The sequence below is a fragment of the uncultured Reyranella sp. genome (genome assembly GCF_945957355.1).
Lineage (GTDB): Bacteria > Pseudomonadota > Alphaproteobacteria > Reyranellales > Reyranellaceae > Reyranella.
In genome coordinates, this window is the sequence record NZ_CAMFKM010000003.1 from 25855 (window position 1) to 43399 (window position 17545).

The 17545-nt window shown below is 63.4% G+C and carries 23 protein-coding genes and 1 tRNA gene; 12 read left to right on the forward strand and 12 right to left on the reverse strand.

From position 1 onward, the window contains the following. Nucleotides 1-19: 19 nt before the first annotated feature. The 3 genes from Q0Q48_RS05705 to Q0Q48_RS05715 all read right to left on the reverse strand — a co-directional run bounded on the left by Q0Q48_RS05705 (nucleotide 20) and on the right by Q0Q48_RS05715 (nucleotide 2747). On the reverse strand, nucleotides 20-997 hold the full coding sequence (locus tag Q0Q48_RS05705; RefSeq protein ID WP_295135354.1) for an L-threonylcarbamoyladenylate synthase: 978 nt from the start codon (nucleotides 995-997) through the stop codon (nucleotides 20-22). Beyond that, nucleotides 994-1788, reverse strand: coding sequence for a 3'(2'),5'-bisphosphate nucleotidase CysQ (cysQ, locus tag Q0Q48_RS05710; RefSeq protein WP_295135357.1), 795 nt, complete (start codon nucleotides 1786-1788; stop codon nucleotides 994-996). The genes Q0Q48_RS05705 and cysQ overlap by 4 nt, the downstream gene beginning before the upstream one ends. An 86-nt stretch (nucleotides 1789-1874) precedes the next feature. Next, nucleotides 1875-2747, reverse strand: coding sequence for an S-methyl-5'-thioadenosine phosphorylase (locus Q0Q48_RS05715; RefSeq protein ID WP_295135360.1), 873 nt, complete (start codon nucleotides 2745-2747; stop codon nucleotides 1875-1877). A 57-nt stretch (nucleotides 2748-2804) separates the two neighbouring features. On the opposite strand from Q0Q48_RS05715, the gene Q0Q48_RS05720 reads away from it, so the two are divergent. Both Q0Q48_RS05720 and Q0Q48_RS05725 read left to right on the forward strand, forming a co-directional pair. Next, nucleotides 2805-3650: an SDR family oxidoreductase gene (locus Q0Q48_RS05720; protein ID WP_295135363.1), complete on the forward strand. Its 846-nt coding sequence runs from the start codon at nucleotides 2805-2807 to the stop codon at nucleotides 3648-3650. 3 nt (nucleotides 3651-3653) lie between these two features. Beyond that, on the forward strand, nucleotides 3654-4385 hold the full coding sequence (locus Q0Q48_RS05725) for an SDR family NAD(P)-dependent oxidoreductase (protein WP_295135368.1): 732 nt from the start codon (nucleotides 3654-3656) through the stop codon (nucleotides 4383-4385). A 1-nt stretch (nucleotide 4386) separates the two neighbouring features. On the opposite strand, the gene gnd is transcribed toward Q0Q48_RS05725, so the two are convergent. Further along, the gene (gene gnd / locus Q0Q48_RS05730; RefSeq protein WP_295135370.1) at nucleotides 4387-5364 is read right to left on the reverse strand and encodes a phosphogluconate dehydrogenase (NAD(+)-dependent, decarboxylating); all 978 of its coding nucleotides are present in this window, start codon (nucleotides 5362-5364) and stop codon (nucleotides 4387-4389) included. Between the two features lie 51 nt (nucleotides 5365-5415). Between gnd and Q0Q48_RS05735 the strand changes: the two genes are divergently transcribed. After that, nucleotides 5416-5928 (forward strand): gluconokinase, encoded by a 513-nt coding sequence (locus tag Q0Q48_RS05735; RefSeq protein ID WP_295135374.1) that lies wholly within the window; start codon nucleotides 5416-5418, stop codon nucleotides 5926-5928. On the opposite strand, the gene Q0Q48_RS05740 is transcribed toward Q0Q48_RS05735, so the two are convergent. Continuing rightward, on the reverse strand, nucleotides 5920-7200 hold the full coding sequence (locus Q0Q48_RS05740) for a hypothetical protein (RefSeq protein WP_295135376.1): 1281 nt from the start codon (nucleotides 7198-7200) through the stop codon (nucleotides 5920-5922). The two genes, Q0Q48_RS05735 and Q0Q48_RS05740, sit on opposite strands and share 9 nt — an antisense overlap. 193 nt (nucleotides 7201-7393) lie before the next feature. Between Q0Q48_RS05740 and Q0Q48_RS05745 the strand changes: the two genes are divergently transcribed. The 4 genes from Q0Q48_RS05745 to Q0Q48_RS05760 all read left to right on the forward strand — a co-directional run bounded on the left by Q0Q48_RS05745 (nucleotide 7394) and on the right by Q0Q48_RS05760 (nucleotide 10884). After that, nucleotides 7394-8359 carry a hypothetical protein gene (locus Q0Q48_RS05745; RefSeq protein ID WP_295135380.1) on the forward strand — a complete coding sequence of 322 codons (966 nt, stop codon included), beginning with the start codon at nucleotides 7394-7396 and terminating at the stop codon, nucleotides 8357-8359. A gap of 440 nt (nucleotides 8360-8799) precedes the next feature. Next, nucleotides 8800-9000 (forward strand): hypothetical protein, encoded by a 201-nt coding sequence (locus tag Q0Q48_RS05750; RefSeq protein ID WP_295135383.1) that lies wholly within the window; start codon nucleotides 8800-8802, stop codon nucleotides 8998-9000. 15 nt (nucleotides 9001-9015) lie between these two features. Continuing rightward, nucleotides 9016-10077, forward strand: coding sequence for a sulfate ABC transporter substrate-binding protein (locus tag Q0Q48_RS05755; RefSeq protein ID WP_295136327.1), 1062 nt, complete (start codon nucleotides 9016-9018; stop codon nucleotides 10075-10077). A gap of 108 nt (nucleotides 10078-10185) precedes the next feature. Then, nucleotides 10186-10884, forward strand: a complete 699-nt coding sequence (locus Q0Q48_RS05760) for an SOS response-associated peptidase family protein (RefSeq protein WP_295135385.1) — start codon at nucleotides 10186-10188, stop codon at nucleotides 10882-10884. Nucleotides 10885-11032: 148 nt separating this feature from the next. On the opposite strand, the gene Q0Q48_RS05765 is transcribed toward Q0Q48_RS05760, so the two are convergent. Then, nucleotides 11033-11118 (reverse strand) — tRNA-Glu (locus Q0Q48_RS05765). An 85-nt stretch (nucleotides 11119-11203) separates the two neighbouring features. Beyond that, the gene (locus tag Q0Q48_RS05770) at nucleotides 11204-11539 is read right to left on the reverse strand and encodes a hypothetical protein (protein WP_295135388.1); all 336 of its coding nucleotides are present in this window, start codon (nucleotides 11537-11539) and stop codon (nucleotides 11204-11206) included. A 464-nt stretch (nucleotides 11540-12003) separates the two neighbouring features. On the opposite strand from Q0Q48_RS05770, the gene Q0Q48_RS05775 reads away from it, so the two are divergent. Continuing rightward, nucleotides 12004-12285: a hypothetical protein gene (locus Q0Q48_RS05775; RefSeq protein ID WP_295135390.1), complete on the forward strand. Its 282-nt coding sequence runs from the start codon at nucleotides 12004-12006 to the stop codon at nucleotides 12283-12285. Between the two features lie 53 nt (nucleotides 12286-12338). Here the strand turns inward: Q0Q48_RS05775 and Q0Q48_RS05780 are convergent, their stop codons facing one another. Together Q0Q48_RS05780 and Q0Q48_RS05785 are read right to left on the reverse strand one after the other, a co-directional pair. Beyond that, nucleotides 12339-12572 (reverse strand): hypothetical protein, encoded by a 234-nt coding sequence (locus tag Q0Q48_RS05780; RefSeq protein WP_295135392.1) that lies wholly within the window; start codon nucleotides 12570-12572, stop codon nucleotides 12339-12341. Between the two features lie 33 nt (nucleotides 12573-12605). Beyond that, nucleotides 12606-13043, reverse strand: a complete 438-nt coding sequence (locus tag Q0Q48_RS05785) for a hypothetical protein (protein WP_295135395.1) — start codon at nucleotides 13041-13043, stop codon at nucleotides 12606-12608. Nucleotides 13044-14557: 1514 nt separating this feature from the next. Here Q0Q48_RS05785 and Q0Q48_RS05790 point away from each other — a divergent pair. The 4 genes from Q0Q48_RS05790 to Q0Q48_RS05805 are packed head-to-tail and all read left to right on the forward strand — an operon-like array spanning nucleotide 14558 to nucleotide 16252. Further along, nucleotides 14558-15361: a hypothetical protein gene (locus tag Q0Q48_RS05790; RefSeq protein WP_295135398.1), complete on the forward strand. Its 804-nt coding sequence runs from the start codon at nucleotides 14558-14560 to the stop codon at nucleotides 15359-15361. After that, nucleotides 15358-15606, forward strand: a complete 249-nt coding sequence (locus Q0Q48_RS05795) for a hypothetical protein (RefSeq protein WP_295135401.1) — start codon at nucleotides 15358-15360, stop codon at nucleotides 15604-15606. Before Q0Q48_RS05790 ends, Q0Q48_RS05795 begins: the two co-directional genes overlap by 4 nt. Next, complete coding sequence (locus Q0Q48_RS05800) at nucleotides 15603-15752, forward strand: hypothetical protein (protein WP_295135404.1); 150 nt, start codon at nucleotides 15603-15605, stop codon at nucleotides 15750-15752. The genes Q0Q48_RS05795 and Q0Q48_RS05800 overlap by 4 nt, the downstream gene beginning before the upstream one ends. Next, a complete protein-coding gene (locus Q0Q48_RS05805; protein WP_295135407.1) occupies nucleotides 15749-16252 on the forward strand; it encodes a hypothetical protein in 504 nt (167 codons plus the stop codon). Before Q0Q48_RS05800 ends, Q0Q48_RS05805 begins: the two co-directional genes overlap by 4 nt. Nucleotides 16253-16268: 16 nt before the next feature. On the opposite strand, the gene Q0Q48_RS05810 is transcribed toward Q0Q48_RS05805, so the two are convergent. Genes Q0Q48_RS05810 through Q0Q48_RS05820 form a run of 3 tightly spaced genes read right to left on the reverse strand, consistent with a single transcriptional unit; the run spans nucleotide 16269 to nucleotide 17544 of the window. Continuing rightward, on the reverse strand, nucleotides 16269-16427 hold the full coding sequence (locus tag Q0Q48_RS05810; protein ID WP_295135410.1) for a hypothetical protein: 159 nt from the start codon (nucleotides 16425-16427) through the stop codon (nucleotides 16269-16271). Between the two features lie 4 nt (nucleotides 16428-16431). After that, on the reverse strand, nucleotides 16432-17214 hold the full coding sequence (locus Q0Q48_RS05815; RefSeq protein WP_295135413.1) for a hypothetical protein: 783 nt from the start codon (nucleotides 17212-17214) through the stop codon (nucleotides 16432-16434). Between the two features lie 54 nt (nucleotides 17215-17268). Next, on the reverse strand, nucleotides 17269-17544 hold the full coding sequence (locus Q0Q48_RS05820) for a hypothetical protein (protein WP_295135415.1): 276 nt from the start codon (nucleotides 17542-17544) through the stop codon (nucleotides 17269-17271). Nucleotide 17545: the final 1 nt, after the last annotated feature.

Consider the following 17545-nt stretch of genomic DNA (forward strand, 5'->3'; position numbering starts at 1 on the left):
TCCTCTCTTTGACGGCAGACTAGCGCTGCCTGCTGGAGCCGTCATCCGCGGCGGCTCGCCGAAGCCGGTCGTTGATCGCAAGCCCGAGGCCGGTATGCGGAATGGGGGCGACGGCGATGCGGCCGATGCCCGGCCGGTCGAGCGACCGCATCATCGCGAACAGGTTGGCGGCGGCCTCGCCGAGATTGCCGGTCGGGCTGAGGTTCATCGTCAGCATGGCGCCTGGCGGTATGTCCGGACCGAAGGCGAGCAGCCCCTCGTCGGCCGAGACCGACGTCGCTTCAAGGCGCACGGGCCGGGATGGCGCGTAGTGGCTGTGGAGCTGGCCGGGAGACTTGTGCGCGGCGTCGCCGCTGGGGATTGCGTCGCTCAGCGCGATCGAGCCGATCACCGCCTCGATCGCCTCGCGTGTCGCGCCGCCGGGACGCAGCAGGATGGGCATCGCGGTCGTGAGATCGAGCACCGTCGATTCGACGCCGACGAGGCAGGGCCCACCATCGAGGATCATCGGCGCGCGCGCGCCGAGCGACTGCGCGACATGCTCGGGACGGGTGGGGCTCACTTCGCCGCTGCGGTTGGCGGAGGGCGCGGCGATCGGCCGGCCGGTCGCCCGCATCAGCGCCTGCGCGATCGGGTGCGACGGCGCGCGGATCGCCACCGTGTCGAGCCCGGCTGTCGCCAGAAGCGCGATGGGCGACCCCTCGGCCCTAGGCAGCACCAGGGTGAGCGGGCCCGGCCAGAAAGCGGCAGCGAGTTTCTCTGCCGTTTCGTTCCAGCGCACGAATGCGCGCGCGGCCGCGGCATCGGGCACGTGGCTGATCAGCGGATTGAACTGCGGTCGGTTCTTGGCCTCGAAGATCGCGGCGACGGCGCGCTCGTTCGTGGCGTCGCCGCCCAGCCCGTAGACGGTCTCGGTCGGGAAGGCGACGAGCCCGCCCTTCCGCAGCGTCCGCGCGGCCTCGGCGATGGATTGCGCCGTCGCCTCGACCACACTCATCGCGCCGCCAGGCTGCGGGCGATGAAATGCGGGTTTGCGAAGCGCGGCTTCCCGTAGAGCAGGGGCTTGCCGTCGATGGTGACCACCTCACCGCCAGCGGCTTCGAGCACGCCCTGGGCGGCGCCGGTGTCCCATTCCATGGTCGGTCCGAAACGCGGATAGATGTCGGCCTTTCCTTCGGCGATCAGGCAGAACTTCAGCGACGAACCGGCCTGGACGCGATCGGCGACGGTCAGGTCATTGTTGCGGAACCAGATGTCGAGGTCGTTGAAGGTGCCGTGGCTGCGGCTCGCGCAGGCGGTCAGGCCCTCGGTCGGCGGCGTGCGCGTCCGGATCGGCGTGAAGGGGCCCTTGCCCTCGCGCTTGTCGGCACCAAGCCCTCTGGCGCCACGCCACAGCGTGTCGGTCGCCGGGGCCAGCACGATGCCGAGGGTCGGCCGGCCATTCTCGACCAGCGCGATATTCACCGTAAATTCGCCGTTCCTCTTGATGAATTCCTTGGTGCCGTCGAGCGGGTCGACCAGCCAGAAGGGACGGCCGTCGTCGAGTGTCGGAACGCGGCCCGCGGCCATCTCCTCCTCGGCGATGATCACCAGGCCCGGCGTGAGCTTGCGCAGGCCGGCCAGGATGACCGCTTCGGCGGCATGGTCGGCGTCGGTGACGGGGCTCTTGTCGTCCTTGTCCCGCACGCCATGGTCACCCGCGTAGATGCGCATGATCTCGCGCGCGGCGTCTTCGGCAATGATGGTACAGGCATCGCGAAGAGTGTCGAGGGGGGGCGGCTGGGTCATGGCTGTCCTTATAGACGGCGGCGGCTCAACCTTCACAGCAAAGTCCGCCCCGCGAGCAAACAGGATTGATATCGACAGGCTGGTGGCTATCCCGCCAGGACACGGCCGGCGACGGCGTCGAGCTTGGCCACCATCTCTGCCGAGCGGACGGTTGGCGAGGTGATGAGCGCGTGTTCCAGCGCGCGGTCGCAGCCGGACGGGCAGGGCACGGGGCGGTCAGCCTTGAGTCGCGGCGCGATCATGGCGACCAGCGCCTTGGCTTTCGCGGCATTGTCGAACAGTACGCGGACGATGTCGGCGACCTGGACGTGGTCATGATCGGGATGCCAGCAGTCGAAGTCGGTGACCATGGCGACTGTGACGTAGCAGATCTCCGCCTCGCGGGCGAGCTTGGCCTCCGGCATGTTGGTCATGCCGATCACGTCGCAGCCCCAGCTTCGATAGAGATTTGATTCGGCCAGGCTGGAGAATTGCGGCCCCTCCATCGCGAGATAGGTACCGCCCTTGCGGATCGGGAAGCCGGCTTGCTGCGCGCAGTCGTAAGCAATATCGGCCAGCCGGTTGCAGGTCGGCTGCGCCATCGAGACGTGCGCCACCAGGCCCTCGCCGAAGAAGCTCTTCTCGCGGGCGAAGGTGCGGTCGATAAACTGGTCGACGACGACGAAATGGCCCGGCGGCAGGTCCTCGCGCAGGGAGCCGCAGGCCGAGAGCGACAGGATGTCGGTGACCCCGACCCGCTTCAGGGCGTCGATGTTGGCGCGATAGTTGATCGAGCTTGGGGAATGGGCATGGCCGCGGCCGTGGCGGGGTACGAAGACGACCTCCAGCCCGTCCAGGACGCCGAACAGGAATTCGTCCGACGTCTCGCCGAACGGCGAGTCGATCCGGCGCCATTCCGGGTTCCTGAGACCGGCCATATCGTAGACGCCGCTGCCGCCGAGAATTCCCAACACCGTCATATGCTTCTCCTGGTTGGCGGTGGTGTATCATTCCCCTTAGGCAAAAGGGAGAGACCCATGGGCAGGCTCGACGGCAAGATCACCATCGTCACGGGGGCGACCAGCGGCATCGGCCGGCGGACGGTCGAGCTGTTCGTCGAGGAGGGCGCCAAGGTGGTCGCCACGGGGCGGCGCGAGGAGCTTGGGCGCACTCTCGAAGCCGCGCTGGGTAAGGACAACTGCCTCTTCGTGACGGCGGACGCCACGCGCGAGGACGACGTGAAGCGCGTGTTCGATGCCTGCCTGTCGAAGTGGGGCCGGGTGGACTGCCTGTTCAACAATGCTGGCGGACCGGCACCCGTGGGCGGCATCGAGACCGTCCCGGTCGAGGGTTTCGACGCGGCGATGGCGACCCTGGTGCGCTCGGTGATGCTGGGCATGAAGCACGCCGCACCGATCATGATGGCGCAGGGCTCGGGCAGCATCATCAACAATGGCAGCGTCGCGGGGCGCCGGGCGGGCTATTCGACCTCGATGATCTATGGCGCGGCCAAGGCGGCGGTGAACCACCTGACGGTCTGCGTCGCCATGCAGCTCGGCGAGAAGAACGTGCGGGTGAACTCGATCTCGCCCGGCGGCATCGCCACCGGGATCTTCGCCAAGGCACTGGGCCTGCCGCCGGACAAGGCCGATTCCTACGCCGAGGCGATGAAGGCCAGCATGGCGAAGAACCAGCCGATCCCGCGCGCCGGCATCGTCGACGACATCGCCAAGGCCGCCATCTTTCTGGCGTCGGACGACTCAACCTTCATCAACGGCCACGATCTCGTGGTCGATGGCGGGCTGGTGGGCGGGAGGCTATGGACACCGCATCAGGAAGGCGTGAAGGCGATGCGCCAGGCCTTCGGTGTCGACGAGATCTGAGTTGTGACGTCGCTCGCCGGCAAGGTCGCACTGGTGACCGGAGCATCGCGCGGCATCGGTCGCGCCGTTGCGCTTTCGCTTGCCCAGGCGGGTGCTTCCATCGCCGTAAACTATCGTGAGCGGGCGGCCGACGCCGACGAGGTTGTGGCCATCATTCGCAAGGGCGGCGGCAAGGCGATGGCGATCGCGGCCGACGTGTCGGACGGCGCGGCCGTGTCTGCCATGGTGGCGACGGTCGAGCACGAGCTGGGGCCGGTCGACGTGCTTGTGAACAATGCCGGGCTGGCGATCATGAGCGGCATCGACGATCTCACCGAGGAAGAGTTCGATCGCACCATCGCGGTCAACCTGAAGTCGGCCTTCCTCTGCACGAGGGCCGTGCTGCCGGGCATGCGGGCGCGCAAATGGGGCCGCATCGTCAACATCTCCTCGGGCGCGGCGCGCGGGGCCGGCGGCATCGGCCCGCACTACAACGCCTCCAAGGCCGGCATGGAAGGACTCGCCCGAGGCTACGCCGCGCGGGTCGTGAAGGACGGCGTCACCGTCAATGCCGTGGCGCCGTCGCTGGTCGAGACCGACATGGTTCGGGGCGGCCTCGCCTCATCGCCGGACCGTATCCCCCTCGGGCGGTTCGGCACCCCGGAGGAGTGTGCGCAGGCGGTCCTCATGGTGATCGGCAACGCCTACATGACCGGCCAGACCGTGGCCCTGAGCGGCGGCTTGTCGTTCCTCTGATCTATTTCTTCGGCTCTACATGGCCGCCGAAGGCGTGGCGCATGGCCGACAGGAGCTTGTTGGCCGTGCCCTCGCGGTCGCGCGAGCGGAAGCGGGCATAGAGGGCTGCGGACAGGACGTCGGCCGGTACGGCTTCCTCGATGGCGGCGTTTATCGTCCAGCGTCCTTCGCCAGAATCCTCGACGAAGCCGGAATACTTCGAAAGGGCCGGATCCTCGGCCAGCGCCGACGAGGTGAGGTCGAGCAGCCAGGAACTGACGACGCTGCCGCGCCGCCAGACCTCGGCGATGTCGGCGAGGTCGAGATCGTAGCGCCGCTCCGCCGGTATTGCTTCGGAGGACACCTTGCGCAGGATCTCGAAGCCTTCGGCGTAGGCCTGCATCAGCCCGTACTCGATGCCATTGTGCACCATCTTGACGAAGTGCCCGGATCCACTCGGGCCGCAATGGAGATAGCCGCGCTCGACCCGGGGATCGCGCGCCTCGCGGCGCGGCGTCTTCGGGATGGTGCCTTCGCCCGGACTGAGCGCGGCGAAGATCGGATCGAGCCGCTCCACGGCCTCCCTGTCGCCGCCGATCATCAGGCAGTAGCCGCGCTCCAGACCCCAGACGCCGCCGCTGGTGCCGCAGTCGAGATAGTGGATGCCCTTTTCCTTCATCTCGCGGGCGCGGCGCACGTCGTCCTGGAAGAACGCGTTGCCGCCATCGATGATCGTATCGCCGGGTTCCAGTAGCCGGCCCAGCTCGGAGACGGTCTGCTCGGTGATCCCGCCCGCCGGCAGCATCACCCAGACATTGCGCGGCTTGGCGAGCCTGCTGACGAGATCGCCGAGGTCGGTGGCGCCGGTGATGCTTTGCCCGACGAGGCCGGCGACCGTTTCGGGGTTCTGGTCGAAGACGACGCAGTCGTGGCCCTGCCGGACCAGCCGGCGCACGAGGTTGGCGCCCATCCGTCCTAGGCCGATCATGCCGAGCTGCATCCGTCTCTCCCGTTCGTTTTCCGATCCCGCTCCATGATAGACTTGGAAGCAATGAAGACCATCGTCGTCGTGATGGGTGTCTCGGGATCGGGCAAGACGACCGTCGCCAGCCTCCTGGCCGAACGGCTGGGCTGCGCCTTCCGGGACGGTGACGATCTCCACCCGCGCGAGAACGTGGAGAAGATGAAGAGCGGCACGCCGCTGACCGATGCTGACCGCTTCCCGTGGCTCCAGGCGATCGGCCGCCAGATCGATGCCTGGCGCGAGAGGGGGGAGGCGGGTGTCGTCACCTGCTCGGCGCTGAAGCGCACCTATCGCGACATCATCGTAGGCGACCGGCGCGAGGTCGCTCTGGCCTATCTCAAGGGACCGCAGGCGCTGATCCACAGCCGCCTCCAGGCGCGGACGTCGCATTTCATGCCGGTCGGGCTGCTCGACAGCCAGTTCGCCACCCTCCAGGAGCCGACCGAGGACGAACGGCCGATCGTCGTCGACATTGGCCTGGAACCCGGGCGGATCGTCAGGGAGATCGTCCGCGGGCTCGCAGAAAGGCCATCAGGGTAGGGCGGGAAGGGCGGCCAACTCCCGGAAGAGTTCGATGATCCGGTCACGGTCCGGGCCGCCGCGGAAACCCATAGCTACGCGGAGGAAAGGCTCTCCGGTGTTGGACTCCGGTTCGATCAGTTCGTACCGGTTGCCGCGGAAACCGAAGGACCCGCCGCTGGCGAGTGCCAGGCCGCGGCGGGTGACCTCCTTTTCTACGTGATGGAGCAGGCGACGGTGCGCCGCGGTGTCGCCGTGGCGCAGCCGGATCGCACAGAATGGAGCCACCGCTTCCGGCGAAAGCAGGGAAGGATGGCACCGATCTTCGAACAGGTTGGAGCCGGCGCCGATCGCCCGGGCGAGGGCTGCGTTGTTGACGAGTACCCGGCCAGAATAGTGTTCGAGATAGGAGTGATCGAGGAACCAGGGCGCGGACAGGGCCGCCAGTTCGTCGAGGGTCAGACCGCCGCCAGTGAGGGCACGGATGCGTTCCAGCGCGCTCGCCATAGCCGCGAGACTCGTCGCTCCGTCCCGAACGAAGAGCTGGACGATGCCGACGTTGGCCAGCTCCAACCCCGCCTGATCGAGCTTGAGGCCCGACCGGAATATGGCGGCGAAGGACCCCTCGAACCTTTCGAGCCAGGGCGCGATGTCAGCCCGCAGCCCGACCATCGTCGTATCCAGCAGCAATGCCCGGCGCGCGCGCGGCAAGGAGGCGGGAATGGAGACGCCGAACTGGCCGTCGCAATGGACGGGTTCCCCGACCAGCACATCGACATGCGACGGACTCCCATCTCTCGGCGCGAACACCTGCCGCGGCCACAGGTCGAGAAGTGCGGCCGTCTCGAAGTAGCGGCCGGCATGATGCAGCGTGAGCGGCAGTGTCGACGCGGCGTGAGCGACGTGGTGGAGCAGGCACGACAGGGCAGCCTGTCCGCTGCGACAAAGGACGCGCAGGGACTGCCATCCTCGCGGTACCGGATAGCAGAGCGGCGCGCGGCTCTCCAGCAGACCCGCGCTGAGTTCCCGTTCGTAGCCGAAGTGGATGCTTTGCCCGTCGGGCAGCCGCGAAGTTTCCCCTTCGCATGGGCTTTTCAGCGTCGCGTCGGCCGGACGGTGCGCTCTAGCGAGCCAGGCCCGCCGCAGGTCGAGAGCGGCAGCGTCCAGATTGCCGACGGCAATGCCCGGGACATCCCCGAGGGCAATTCCAGCACGTTCGGCCAGTGCGGCCAGGTCCTGCCGGTCACCCTGGGCTTCCAGAGAGAGGGGGAGCATGTGCGTCGAAACGAGCATCGGCCAGGACTGTTCCGGTGGCGCCTCGACGATACCGCACGTTCTGCCTTGCAGCGGTGGAACTCGCACGCCAGGCGGGCGTTCCGCTCCTCAACTGAGGAGAATTCGCATGAATGGCATCATCTACCTGGTCGGTCTCGTCGTCGTGGTCATGTTCATCCTGTCATTCCTCGGTCTTCGGTAGGAAGCGATGATGGCCACCGCCACCACCACAACCGTCGTTCCCGTCGAGACCGGTCCTTTCCGCTATCTCGATTGGGGTCCCGTGATCCTGGGCGCGCTGGGCGCCGCGGCGATGTCCGTCGTGTTAATCGCCTTCGGCTCGGCGCTCGGGCTCAGTGTCGTTTCGCCTTACGCCTATGCCGGTGTTTCGGCCAAGGGCGCGGCCATCCTGGCGGCGGTCTATCTCGCCCTGGTGATGGTCGCCAGTTTCGCGGCGGGCGGTTACATCGCCGGCCGCATGCGTTCGCCCTGGCGCACCACAGACGAGACGGAGAGCCACTTCCGGGACGGCGCGCACGGCTTCGGCGTGTGGTCGATCGGGGTGCTGCTGGGCGCGGCGCTGGCCGCCTCCGGCGTGGGCGCTGTCGTTTCCGCCGCGGGCAAGGCCACGACCGCGATTGCCGCGGCCGGCACTGCAGGAGCGGCTTCCAACCCGGCCCTGGGCCAGCTCTCGCTGAACCCGACCGACTACGCCGTCGATCGCCTGCTCGCACTGGCCCCGGCGGGGGCGTCCGCCGCGCCGGAGGCGACGCCCGCAACGCCGGGCGGCGCCCAACCTGCAGCAGCTCCCGCGCGGCGCGCGCGTGCCGACCTCGAGGCGCCGATGGCGCGCGCCCTGGCGGCCGGCCTGACGACGCCGCAGCTCGATGTCCGCGACCGTACGTACCTCGCGCGTGTCGTGGCCGACCAGACGGGCCTGTCTCAGGCCGAAGCGGAGAAGCGGGTCGATGAGACCTATGCTGACCTGAAGGCCGCCGAGCAGAAGGCGCGAGATGCGGCAGAGGCTGCGCGCAAGACCGCCATCATCGCGGCGTTCCTTGCGGCGGCGACGCTGGCTATCGGCTGCGCCGCCGCCTGTGCTGGTGCCGCGCTGGGCGCCCGTCATCGAGACGAGCGCACGGCCGTCACTTTCCTCGGCTCGACACGCTTCTGGTAGCGTTCAGATCCCGATGTCCCACGTCCAGCGCCGGCGCGGTTTCATCACCGCGCCGGCGCTTTCTTTTTCTGAGGCTGCGACTGAGACTGTGCGAGGAACTTTCTCCGTAGCGTCGATCTGGCGGCAGCTCTTCCATGAAATGCTCTCATTTCGACAACCCCATTCATTGCATGAGCCCGGGATCGCAGGCATTTCAGGAGGGTCGAATGACCGCGGTTTTGATGGAGCAGCTTGCCCCGCGTCACCAAGGCTAAAGCGTCACGAAGTTGTTCGTGGGCTCCGTCACGACGGATGAAACAACGATGACCCAGTCTCCCGCCCGGAATCTCCTCCGCTCCCTCTGTCGACGCGACATCTGCTGTCGGTTCTTCTGAGCCGGCATTTCCTGAAGCAGTTGTCGTAACGCCACGACCGGCCCTCTCGGCCGGAGGAGTGAAGCCATGTCCGAATCCTTCATCGTCGAAATCTGGGGCGAGCCTGCGGGTATCGTCCTGCGCGAAGGCAATGCCTTTCGCTTCCATGCGACGGCGCGGCCGTTCTTCGAGCTCGACGGCACGCAGTTCACGACGCCGGGCCATGCGCGCCTGGCTGCGGCCCGGCTGCACCGCGCAGCCCGTCCCGCCGTTTCCCGTCCCTTTTGATCCGAAGGCATAGCCATCATGTCGACCCGTCAGACTTTCCTCGTCGCCCTGGCCATCGCACTCGGCGTCATGTCCACCGTCGTTGCGGTCCGTGCCCAGACGGTGCCGGAGGTCGTCCTCACCAATGTCTCCTACGATCCGACCCGTGAACTCTACAAGGCGCTCAACGACGCCTTCGTGAAGGAGCAGGCCGCGGCCGGGCAGAAGGTCATCGTCCGGACCAGCCATGGCGGTTCCGGCAAGCAGGCCCGGTCGGTGATCGACGGACTCGAGGCCGACGTCGTCACCTTGGCGCTGGCCGGCGACATCGACGCGATTGCGCGCGAATCGAAGCGGTTGCCGGCGAACTGGCAATCGCGCCTGCCGAACAATGCCTCGCCCTATACCTCGACCATCGTGTTCGTGGTCCGCAAGGGCAACCCCAAGGGCATCAAGGACTGGTCGGATCTCGCCCGCGAGGGTGTCTCGATCGTCACGCCCAACCCGAAGACCTCGGGCGGGGCGCGGTGGAACTATCTCGCGGCCTGGGCCTATGAACTCGACCGTACAAGCAAGGACGGGCCGGGGGGCGATCCGGCGGCCGCGAAGAGCTTCGTCGGGAAGATCTTCAAGAATGTGCCGGTGCTGGATTCGGGCGCCCGCGGTTCGACGACGACATTCGCCCAGCGCGCGGTCGGCGATGTGTTGATCGCGTGGGAGAACGAAGCCTTCCTGACGGTTAAGGAGTTCGGCGCCGACAAGTTCGACATCGTCGTGCCCCCGTTCTCGATCCTGGCCGAGCCACCGGTCTCACTGGTCGACGTCGTCGTCGACAAGCGCGGTACGCGCAAGGTGGCCCAGGCCTATCTCGATTTCCTCTATTCGCCGGCCGCGCAGAAGATCATCGCGAGCAACTTCTACCGGCCCTTCGAGCCGGAGGCGGCCGACCCGGCCGACCTGGCGCGGTTCCCGAAGATCAGGCTGGTAACGATCGACCAGGTCTTCGGCGGCTGGACCAAAGCGCAGGCCGAGCATTTCGCCGACGGCGGCGTGTTCGACCAGATCTACAGGCCATCTGCCAAGCCCGCGACGCGATGATGCGCTGGCGACGAGCCGGATGACTTCGTCTCGCTCAATGCGCCGAGGGACTTCTTCGATGCTGTGAGGCGGCTGGCAAGGGGCCGATCGGCGCGCTAGCGTCCCGGCATGTGCGGAAAATTCACCGCGCTGGCGACGTGGCGGGAGGTGGTCGACTTCTCGCGGCCTCTGACCGGCGACGCTGGCGTTCGAGGCGCGGCTGACGAGGGCGGCGACGGCGAGGTCTACACCTACCGCGTCAACGGCATGCTGCCGGTCATCGTCTGGGACGCCGAACTCGGCAAGCGCCGGATCGTGCCGATGCGCTGGGGCTTTCCCGATCGCCAGGACTGGCGGCGCCCGCAGCCGATCCATGCGCGAGCCGAGACGGTCGACTCACTGCGCACCTTCAGGGAGGCCTTCCACGACGGCCAGCGTGGCGTCGTCGTGTTCGAGACCTTCAACGAGGGCGAGGAGGTGACCAAGCCGTCTGGCGCCACGGCCGTGCAGCAATGGACCGTCAATCCGGGTGACGGCCAGCCCCGGGGCTTCGCCTTCGTCTGGCGGCGGTTCGAAATCGCCGACCTGCCGGTGCCGATGCTGGCCTGCGTCATGGTCACCGTACCGGCGAACGAACTCATCCGCCGCACCATCAAGGCCCGGGAAGAGAATCCGCGCATGCCGGCGATCCTGGAGGATTTCGACGCCTGGTCGACCTGGCTGGGCGAAGATGGCGCGCCTCCTGCAGCCGCCAAGGGGGTGCTCAAGACCATGGAGGGCGTGACCTGGACGGCCTCGCCGGAACCCGGGAAACGGAAGCGCCGGTGAGCATCAGGCTGGCTTGCCGCCCGTCACGGTGACTGACATCCGCGCATCGCTCCCGCGGTGGCCGCGTCCCGCCCCGGACTCCACGACCCAGCGGACCGCCCAGCCAGCCAGGAACCGCGAAAAGTCTCTGTGTGTCAGGGGTTAAGCCTGGCGCTCCCTACGGGATTCGAACCCGTGTTTTAGCCTTGAGAGGGCCCAAGTGGACTAAATGAAGTCGGCGCTTTGTCTGGGAGCCCCCGGGCTTTCCCGGATCCGTGGTAGGGTTGATCCAAAGTGGCGAAAGAGGGGCACAGGATCGCGATGACTCTAATCGCAGCGTTCAGGGCTTCGCCTCGTCCGGCTGTTCGGCCATGTCGAAGATGGTTCCTATGTGCCGCCCGGGAATCGCCTCTGGCTTGACGTGCTGGTACCGGTGCAGGCTGAGCGGATCCTTCCAGACGCCGAGCTCGGCGGCCTTCTTGTCGGGTATGTCCTGGGCGGCAGTGGCGAGGGCATGGCGGCTGAAGTGAGGGGTGTAGTGGACGCCGGCGCGCTTCTTGGCCCGCTTGAGCCAGGGGTACACGCCCGAGCTGGTCAGCCACGGGAACAGCCGCCCCGTCTTCTCCTCTTCTGGGAGGTTGGCGAGCATCGTGACGGTGACCGGGCTGATCGGCACTGGGCGAGCTCGTCGCTCCTCGGGAGTTCGACTCCGATCCGCCCGTCGGCCAGGAACATGCGCGCCCATTCGATGCTGAGCGCATGGCCGAGGCGCAGCCCGGCCTCGAAACGCGAAAAGTCTTTGTTTGTCAGGGGTTAAGCCTGGCGCTCCCTACGGGAGGCAGCTTAGAAAGGCCGAAAAGCCGGATTTTGCTGGGTTTTGGCGATCCGCCGAAGCCCTGTTACGCCCCGATTTCGTAACACTTCGTAGTAGCAGAGGCAAGATTCCCTCCTGAGAGGGCCACGTCCTAGGCCCAGATTCGCAGAGCGATTCTCCGGGATTGACCCTCCCTGCCGGGTAGCTTCACATTCCCTGCGATTCAACTTGGGGGAGACGATGAAGCTATTCGCGATGGTGCTGGCGCTGGTCGTGGCGGGGTGTGCGCCAGCTAAGAGAAGTTCGAAACCAACCTGAAGTCGTTCGTGGGGCAGCCCGAGGCGGTGCTGATCTCCCATTGGGGGCCGCCCCAGTCCAGCTACGAGACGGGCGACGTCAAGTTCCTGTCGTGGCAGAACCAGCGGAACATCCCGATTGCCGGGGTGGCTCCGACCTACTCCACGTCTTGTGTCGGCACGAACTGCACGACGACCAGCTACGGCGGATCGCCCGGCTACAATCTGAGCATGCGATGCACCGTCATCATGACCGTCGAGGGTGGAATCGTGAAGTCGTGGCGCTGGCAGGGGAACGACTGCAAGGCCTGATCCCAGATCAGGACAAAAGGAAAGGCCCGGTCATTGACCGGGCCTTTCTCTTTCTAGCCTGTGCGCCTTGAAATCTCAGCGTTGATCTCGTCGATTGCCTCCCACATTCTCCGTGCGCCCAAGGAGTTTGCGATCCCGACCTGAATTTCCCGGTCTTTGTACTTTGCCAAATCCGCAAGCGCGTCTTGGATTCTCTTCAGGTCCGCGATCAAGTCCGGTAACGAGCGTTCGTTCAGCGGTGGTAGGGCCATGTCTTTCCTCGCTCTGTGAAGGGCGAGGTAGACCATGCACCGCCTTACGCGGTGCTGCAACGCGTCGCTCTACGCACCGTGCTTGGCGGCCTTCTTGGATCGCCGTTCCAGTTCAATACGCCTATCGATGAACGCCCCAACGACAGCACGGAACGTATCCACATCGTCGGGCTGTTTTGCCTCGATGTATCGGATCAGGTCTGGCATGGCTTCCTGCGTGTGTGCCATCCGTCCGAAACTTGGAGCGATCTTCATCGGTCCCTTTGAGAGGACCCCAATGTTGACGAGCGTAGTGGCGAGAGGCCGCGTATAGCTCGTCGATTCCCCGATCTCGTGTGCGATCTCCTCGACCACGTAGTTCGGGTTCAGCATCGCGGCGATGACGATGTTGATCAGCGTGGTACGCTTCCTCACAGGATTCGCATCAACGGCTCGTGCCGCGAGCTTGGAAGCGCCTCCGGTCTTGTGCCCGCTGCGAATCGGATATGTGTCGGTGTTGGTCTGCATCTGTTTTCCCTCGTGTAGATCGACCGGGGGAGTCAGGCCCGGTCTTAATCGTATCTAGCGAGTAGCTTCTGAAACCTTGTCCAAACCTGCTTGTTTCTGTGAACCGACCGGAATCCGGTACATCAGGATCGTGATCAATCCATACGAGGGCCGATATCGAATCGGCCCACCTGTTCCGATCTTCGTGTTCCGGTGACGATTAGCAATCTCGGTCCAGTCGATACCCGGCGTGAGTCCAAGGAGACGACTCTTCATCGTCTGGAATGGTTGGAGGTTCGCCGGTCGCAGTGCCTTGGGTCGACCAGTAGAGACCTTGATCGGCTTTACCTTCTTGGGCCGTGGCTGTCCTACTGGACGAACACGAGGGCGACCTACAGGACGCCGAGGGTAATCGTACTTGGGTGGAGGAGGTGGTCGTTTGGGCGTGACCTTCGCCTTACGCTTGGGTGACACCCATCCATGAGCGGCACGAACACTGTTTACGTGCGAACGGGAACATCCTAGCTCACGCGCCGTCACCGAAGCGAACTCACGCGATCTCAGAATCGCATTCCTCAGACATCGCCTAGCTTGCTCACGCTGAAGCTTGGCACGACGGCGTAGACGTTTCTCGCTGGCGTGATCTTCCTTCGTTCGACGACGCTTCCGAATCGGAGCGGTGAGTCCAGATGTGATGTCGCGATTAAGCTTGCCGGATCGAATCCTCGACACAATCGAACTGCACATGCCGGTGCGCTTCGTGATCTCGCTAGCCTTCTCCGTCGAGGTATAGACCTCGCGAATCTGATCCGGCGTGTGTCGATACGTCCTTCCACGCTTTGCCTCGCGAACCAGTTCAGCGCTCACTCCGTATCGTTTCGCGATGTGCCTCGCTTCGCCTTTCGTATTCCTGATCGCTGCTAGGACGAGTGGATGAACAGAGGTGGATTCCATTCCGATATTTGTCGAGTCGCTGATTCGTATCGATCAGGATCGCATCGCTCGACTTCGTCTCGCTCGCGTATACAAATCCGGAGGATGAACCATCCTCTACCCATCCTCACACTGTACAGAGACACAGGTTTCTTTTTCTTAGATTCTAAAGAATAGAAAGGAAACCCATGTGTAGTGTAAGTGTAGTGTGAGGATGATTCATCCTCCGGACGATGGAACGATCCTCCAGAAGTAGGAGCGATCTGTATACAACGCGAAACCTGATCGATTTGTATACGACTCAAAGTCCAAGCGATTTGTATACAACGAAGGTACGGATCGAAACGTATACAACTCGCATACGAAACGAATGACCTAGCGATCTGTATACATCGAAAAGAAGAACGATCATCGATTCGTATGCAACGCGGGCCCAGTTGAAACGGACGGATTTCCGAAACACTTACCTAAATAGGAATACGCGCCGCCTGCAAACGATGCGATCACGAACTCAACAGCCGAGACACCTCGGCACCTTGAAGGACTCGATTCCAAAAGCTTGCAGGCGGTGGAATCGAGTCCTTTTTGTTTTGGAGTCCGTGATGAAAAAGAAGGTAGTGAAGAAGCGCAACGAGGCTGAGGTGGTCGCGATCATGAGCAAGTGGTCGGAACCGCAAGGCATCTTGAAGGCATGGATGCAGATCAGCCCGAAGGTTCAATATGAGAACTCATTCGTTCGGATGACCATCAACTCTGTGTTGTCTGGTCGCGATCCTCGACTCGATGCGCTCTTGGGATTCCTCAAGGCCTGCGAGGCCGAGAACATTCCGGTGAAGGTCGAACCGAAGAACGGCAAGGCCCGCCCGTTCGTAGTCGAAGACAATGGCAGCGCGTATACGCCGAAGGCCAAAGAGTCCCCGATTCGCAAGCGACCGCTCGAAACCGATAAAGCATTCTTCGCTCGGTGGGACCTTCATCGTCAGGCTATCGCGTCGTCCATCGTCCATGAACTTCTGGAGGAGAATGGCACGTCAATGGACGACATTCGGAGGCTCGCTAAGGAGTCGTATGAAGAGGTCATGAAGCAGCGTGACCTAAGCCTCTGGGAAGTGTGGGCCACGACATTGGCCGAGACGGTGATTCCCAAGGAAAAGCTGCACGATCTGCTGACCGGCAATGAACCCGAGCCTGTGGCACCACCAGCCCCGATGAACCATGTGGACTCCGTCACGATCACACGAGCCGACTTCGATACGCTCATGGGCGAACTCCGATGCCTTCATGCGAAGGTCGATGCTCTGACGCCGAAGCCGGTTCAACGAACCGCAGAGATCATTCCGTTCCGTCCGAAGACCGGTCCGACATTCGAGTTCCCGAACTTTCACAACATGAGGGCAAGTGCATGAGTATGAAGATGGACGATCTGGAATCGCGAGTGAAATCGCTGGAGGCTACTGTTCAGTGTCTGCTTGAGGGGATGAACCTCATGCACGACTACAGGCATGAACAGCAAAAGAATGCACGGCTCAATAAGATGTTCGAGCTATCGGCGTGGCGCTTGCGAGTCGCTGATCTAGAAAGGGAGGTGCAGCTTCTTGCGGATTTGGAGGCGGTACGGTTTGAACTGCCAAAAGAGGAGAGCGCTGCATGACGTATACAAATGAAGTCTCCGCACAGGATCGCATCGCCGCCATGCACGAACGGTTGAAGCGGATCGAGATCATGCTTGAACTTCTTATGGACGAGGGGCGACTCCTCAAAGAGAGCATTCTCGAACTGGAGGCGGAACAGTCATGATCTACTCAGACTCTCCAGTGTGGGAGCCAATCCAGTATCGCCACATCGTCGTCAACGTTGATGGCGATCACGGCGTGATGATTCCGAAAGAGGATTGTATCCACGTGGGCCTTCCACCAGAGGGCTATCAGGGCTTGCTAGGGTGGTTCAGGGATCGCGATGTATACGCGCAGATCACCGGTCCACACTTCAGCCGATTCCAACGATGGAGCGAACAACGCCATGAGTTCGATCAGTGGGTGGTCGGTCATGACTTCGTCGTGAGCTACGATCTGCGTATACATCGGCCCGTTGATCAGATTCGGTATGGGGAAGCCATCTGCGAATACGCCTGTAAGGAAGTCTGGCACCGTCGCTATTCGGTGAACATGTATGACGTGCGCAAAGGGCTGATCGATTTCGTCGAAGAACATGAACTCGAATATGTGTCGGCATTCTGCGGCGGATTGCCGGGATCGCATCTAACCGTTGAAGTACCGGAACTTCCGGTCTGGCACTGATCGGCAGCGCTTGCTATCAGCCCAGCAGATAGTAGAGCACAGAGAGTCCGAGAAAGACGAACAGCAGCAAGCCGGGCAGGTAGTCGTTGAGCCAGTCAAAGACAACACCGCCTAGTTCGTCGAGACCCTTCAGCCCGACCTTGATCTTGGCCCATGCTTCGCGCCGACGAGACATGATGTCAGCCTATCGGGTCCGGGTATTGGTTCTGAGCAACATAGACGACGAACTCATGGCCCAGTTCAGTAACGCCAGCCATCGGCACACCGCTCTGAGCGGGCATCGCTTGTCCCAAACCAGTCTCGACGAGGAACTGGGTCCATTGTTCGAACGTCCGATTCTTGTGAATCTCCGGAAAGTGCGCCTTTGCGGAATTGAATATTGCCTCAACATCCTTCAGTGGGATGCCCGTCGTTGGGTAACTGTCCGCAAGACGCAACGCAGATAGCTGGCTTCCGAAGATAATGCGGTAGGTCTTCTCGAAGGCGAACTGCATTTGCACAGCTGCCTGCGCCTGAACAAGTGCCGCGACCTGATCCTCGGGACTTAGGTCCTTCAGGCGAGCGTCAGCGCGGATACTCTCCTCGACCTTCTTCTGAACTGGCGTACTCGGCGGCAAGACGATCCTTGCTTCGCCCGTACCAAATGCGGATGGTTTGGCAGGTACGTTCGGCCCAGTCGCTGCTGTTGCGGGACTATAGTGCGCCCGCATACCAATGGTCGGCTCCTTTTTGGTCAGGCCCTTGAGATCATTCCCCAGAGCTTTTCGGACTTCGTCGGTTTGTTGCGGTGGGGATTCGAACTCTTGGCCGAATATTTTGCCGCCCTTGATCCGGTTGATCAGGGCTTTGATTTCCGCCCGGAAGCAGAAGAACAGTATCCAAACGACAACCGGCCACACAGCTAGGCCCGCGAACGTGAAGACATGCGGCACGAACAGTTCGAGCAGTTCCCGTGTAGTCATGAGTCCTCTCCCCGCGCGACTATCGCACAGGAGGGGCCGGACCGGGAGAGGCGATTAGGGGAGGAAGCGGACCTGCACCGTCAATGGTGCAGCCGGTCGACCAATCTCGTAGTCGAGTCCCATAGCACTCGCGGGTGCGGGTTTGATCAGTGAGAAGATCGAATCAATCAAATGCATACAACGGTCACCGCACTGCATATCGATGTCGATGACGCCCGCGAACTCCAGCGTGAAGATCACCATCAGCCAGAATGCGAAGCCGAATATCAACGTAGCGAGAATCCTCGTGAGCGTGACGGCATCGATCAGGCTTTTGATTCGATCCCACACC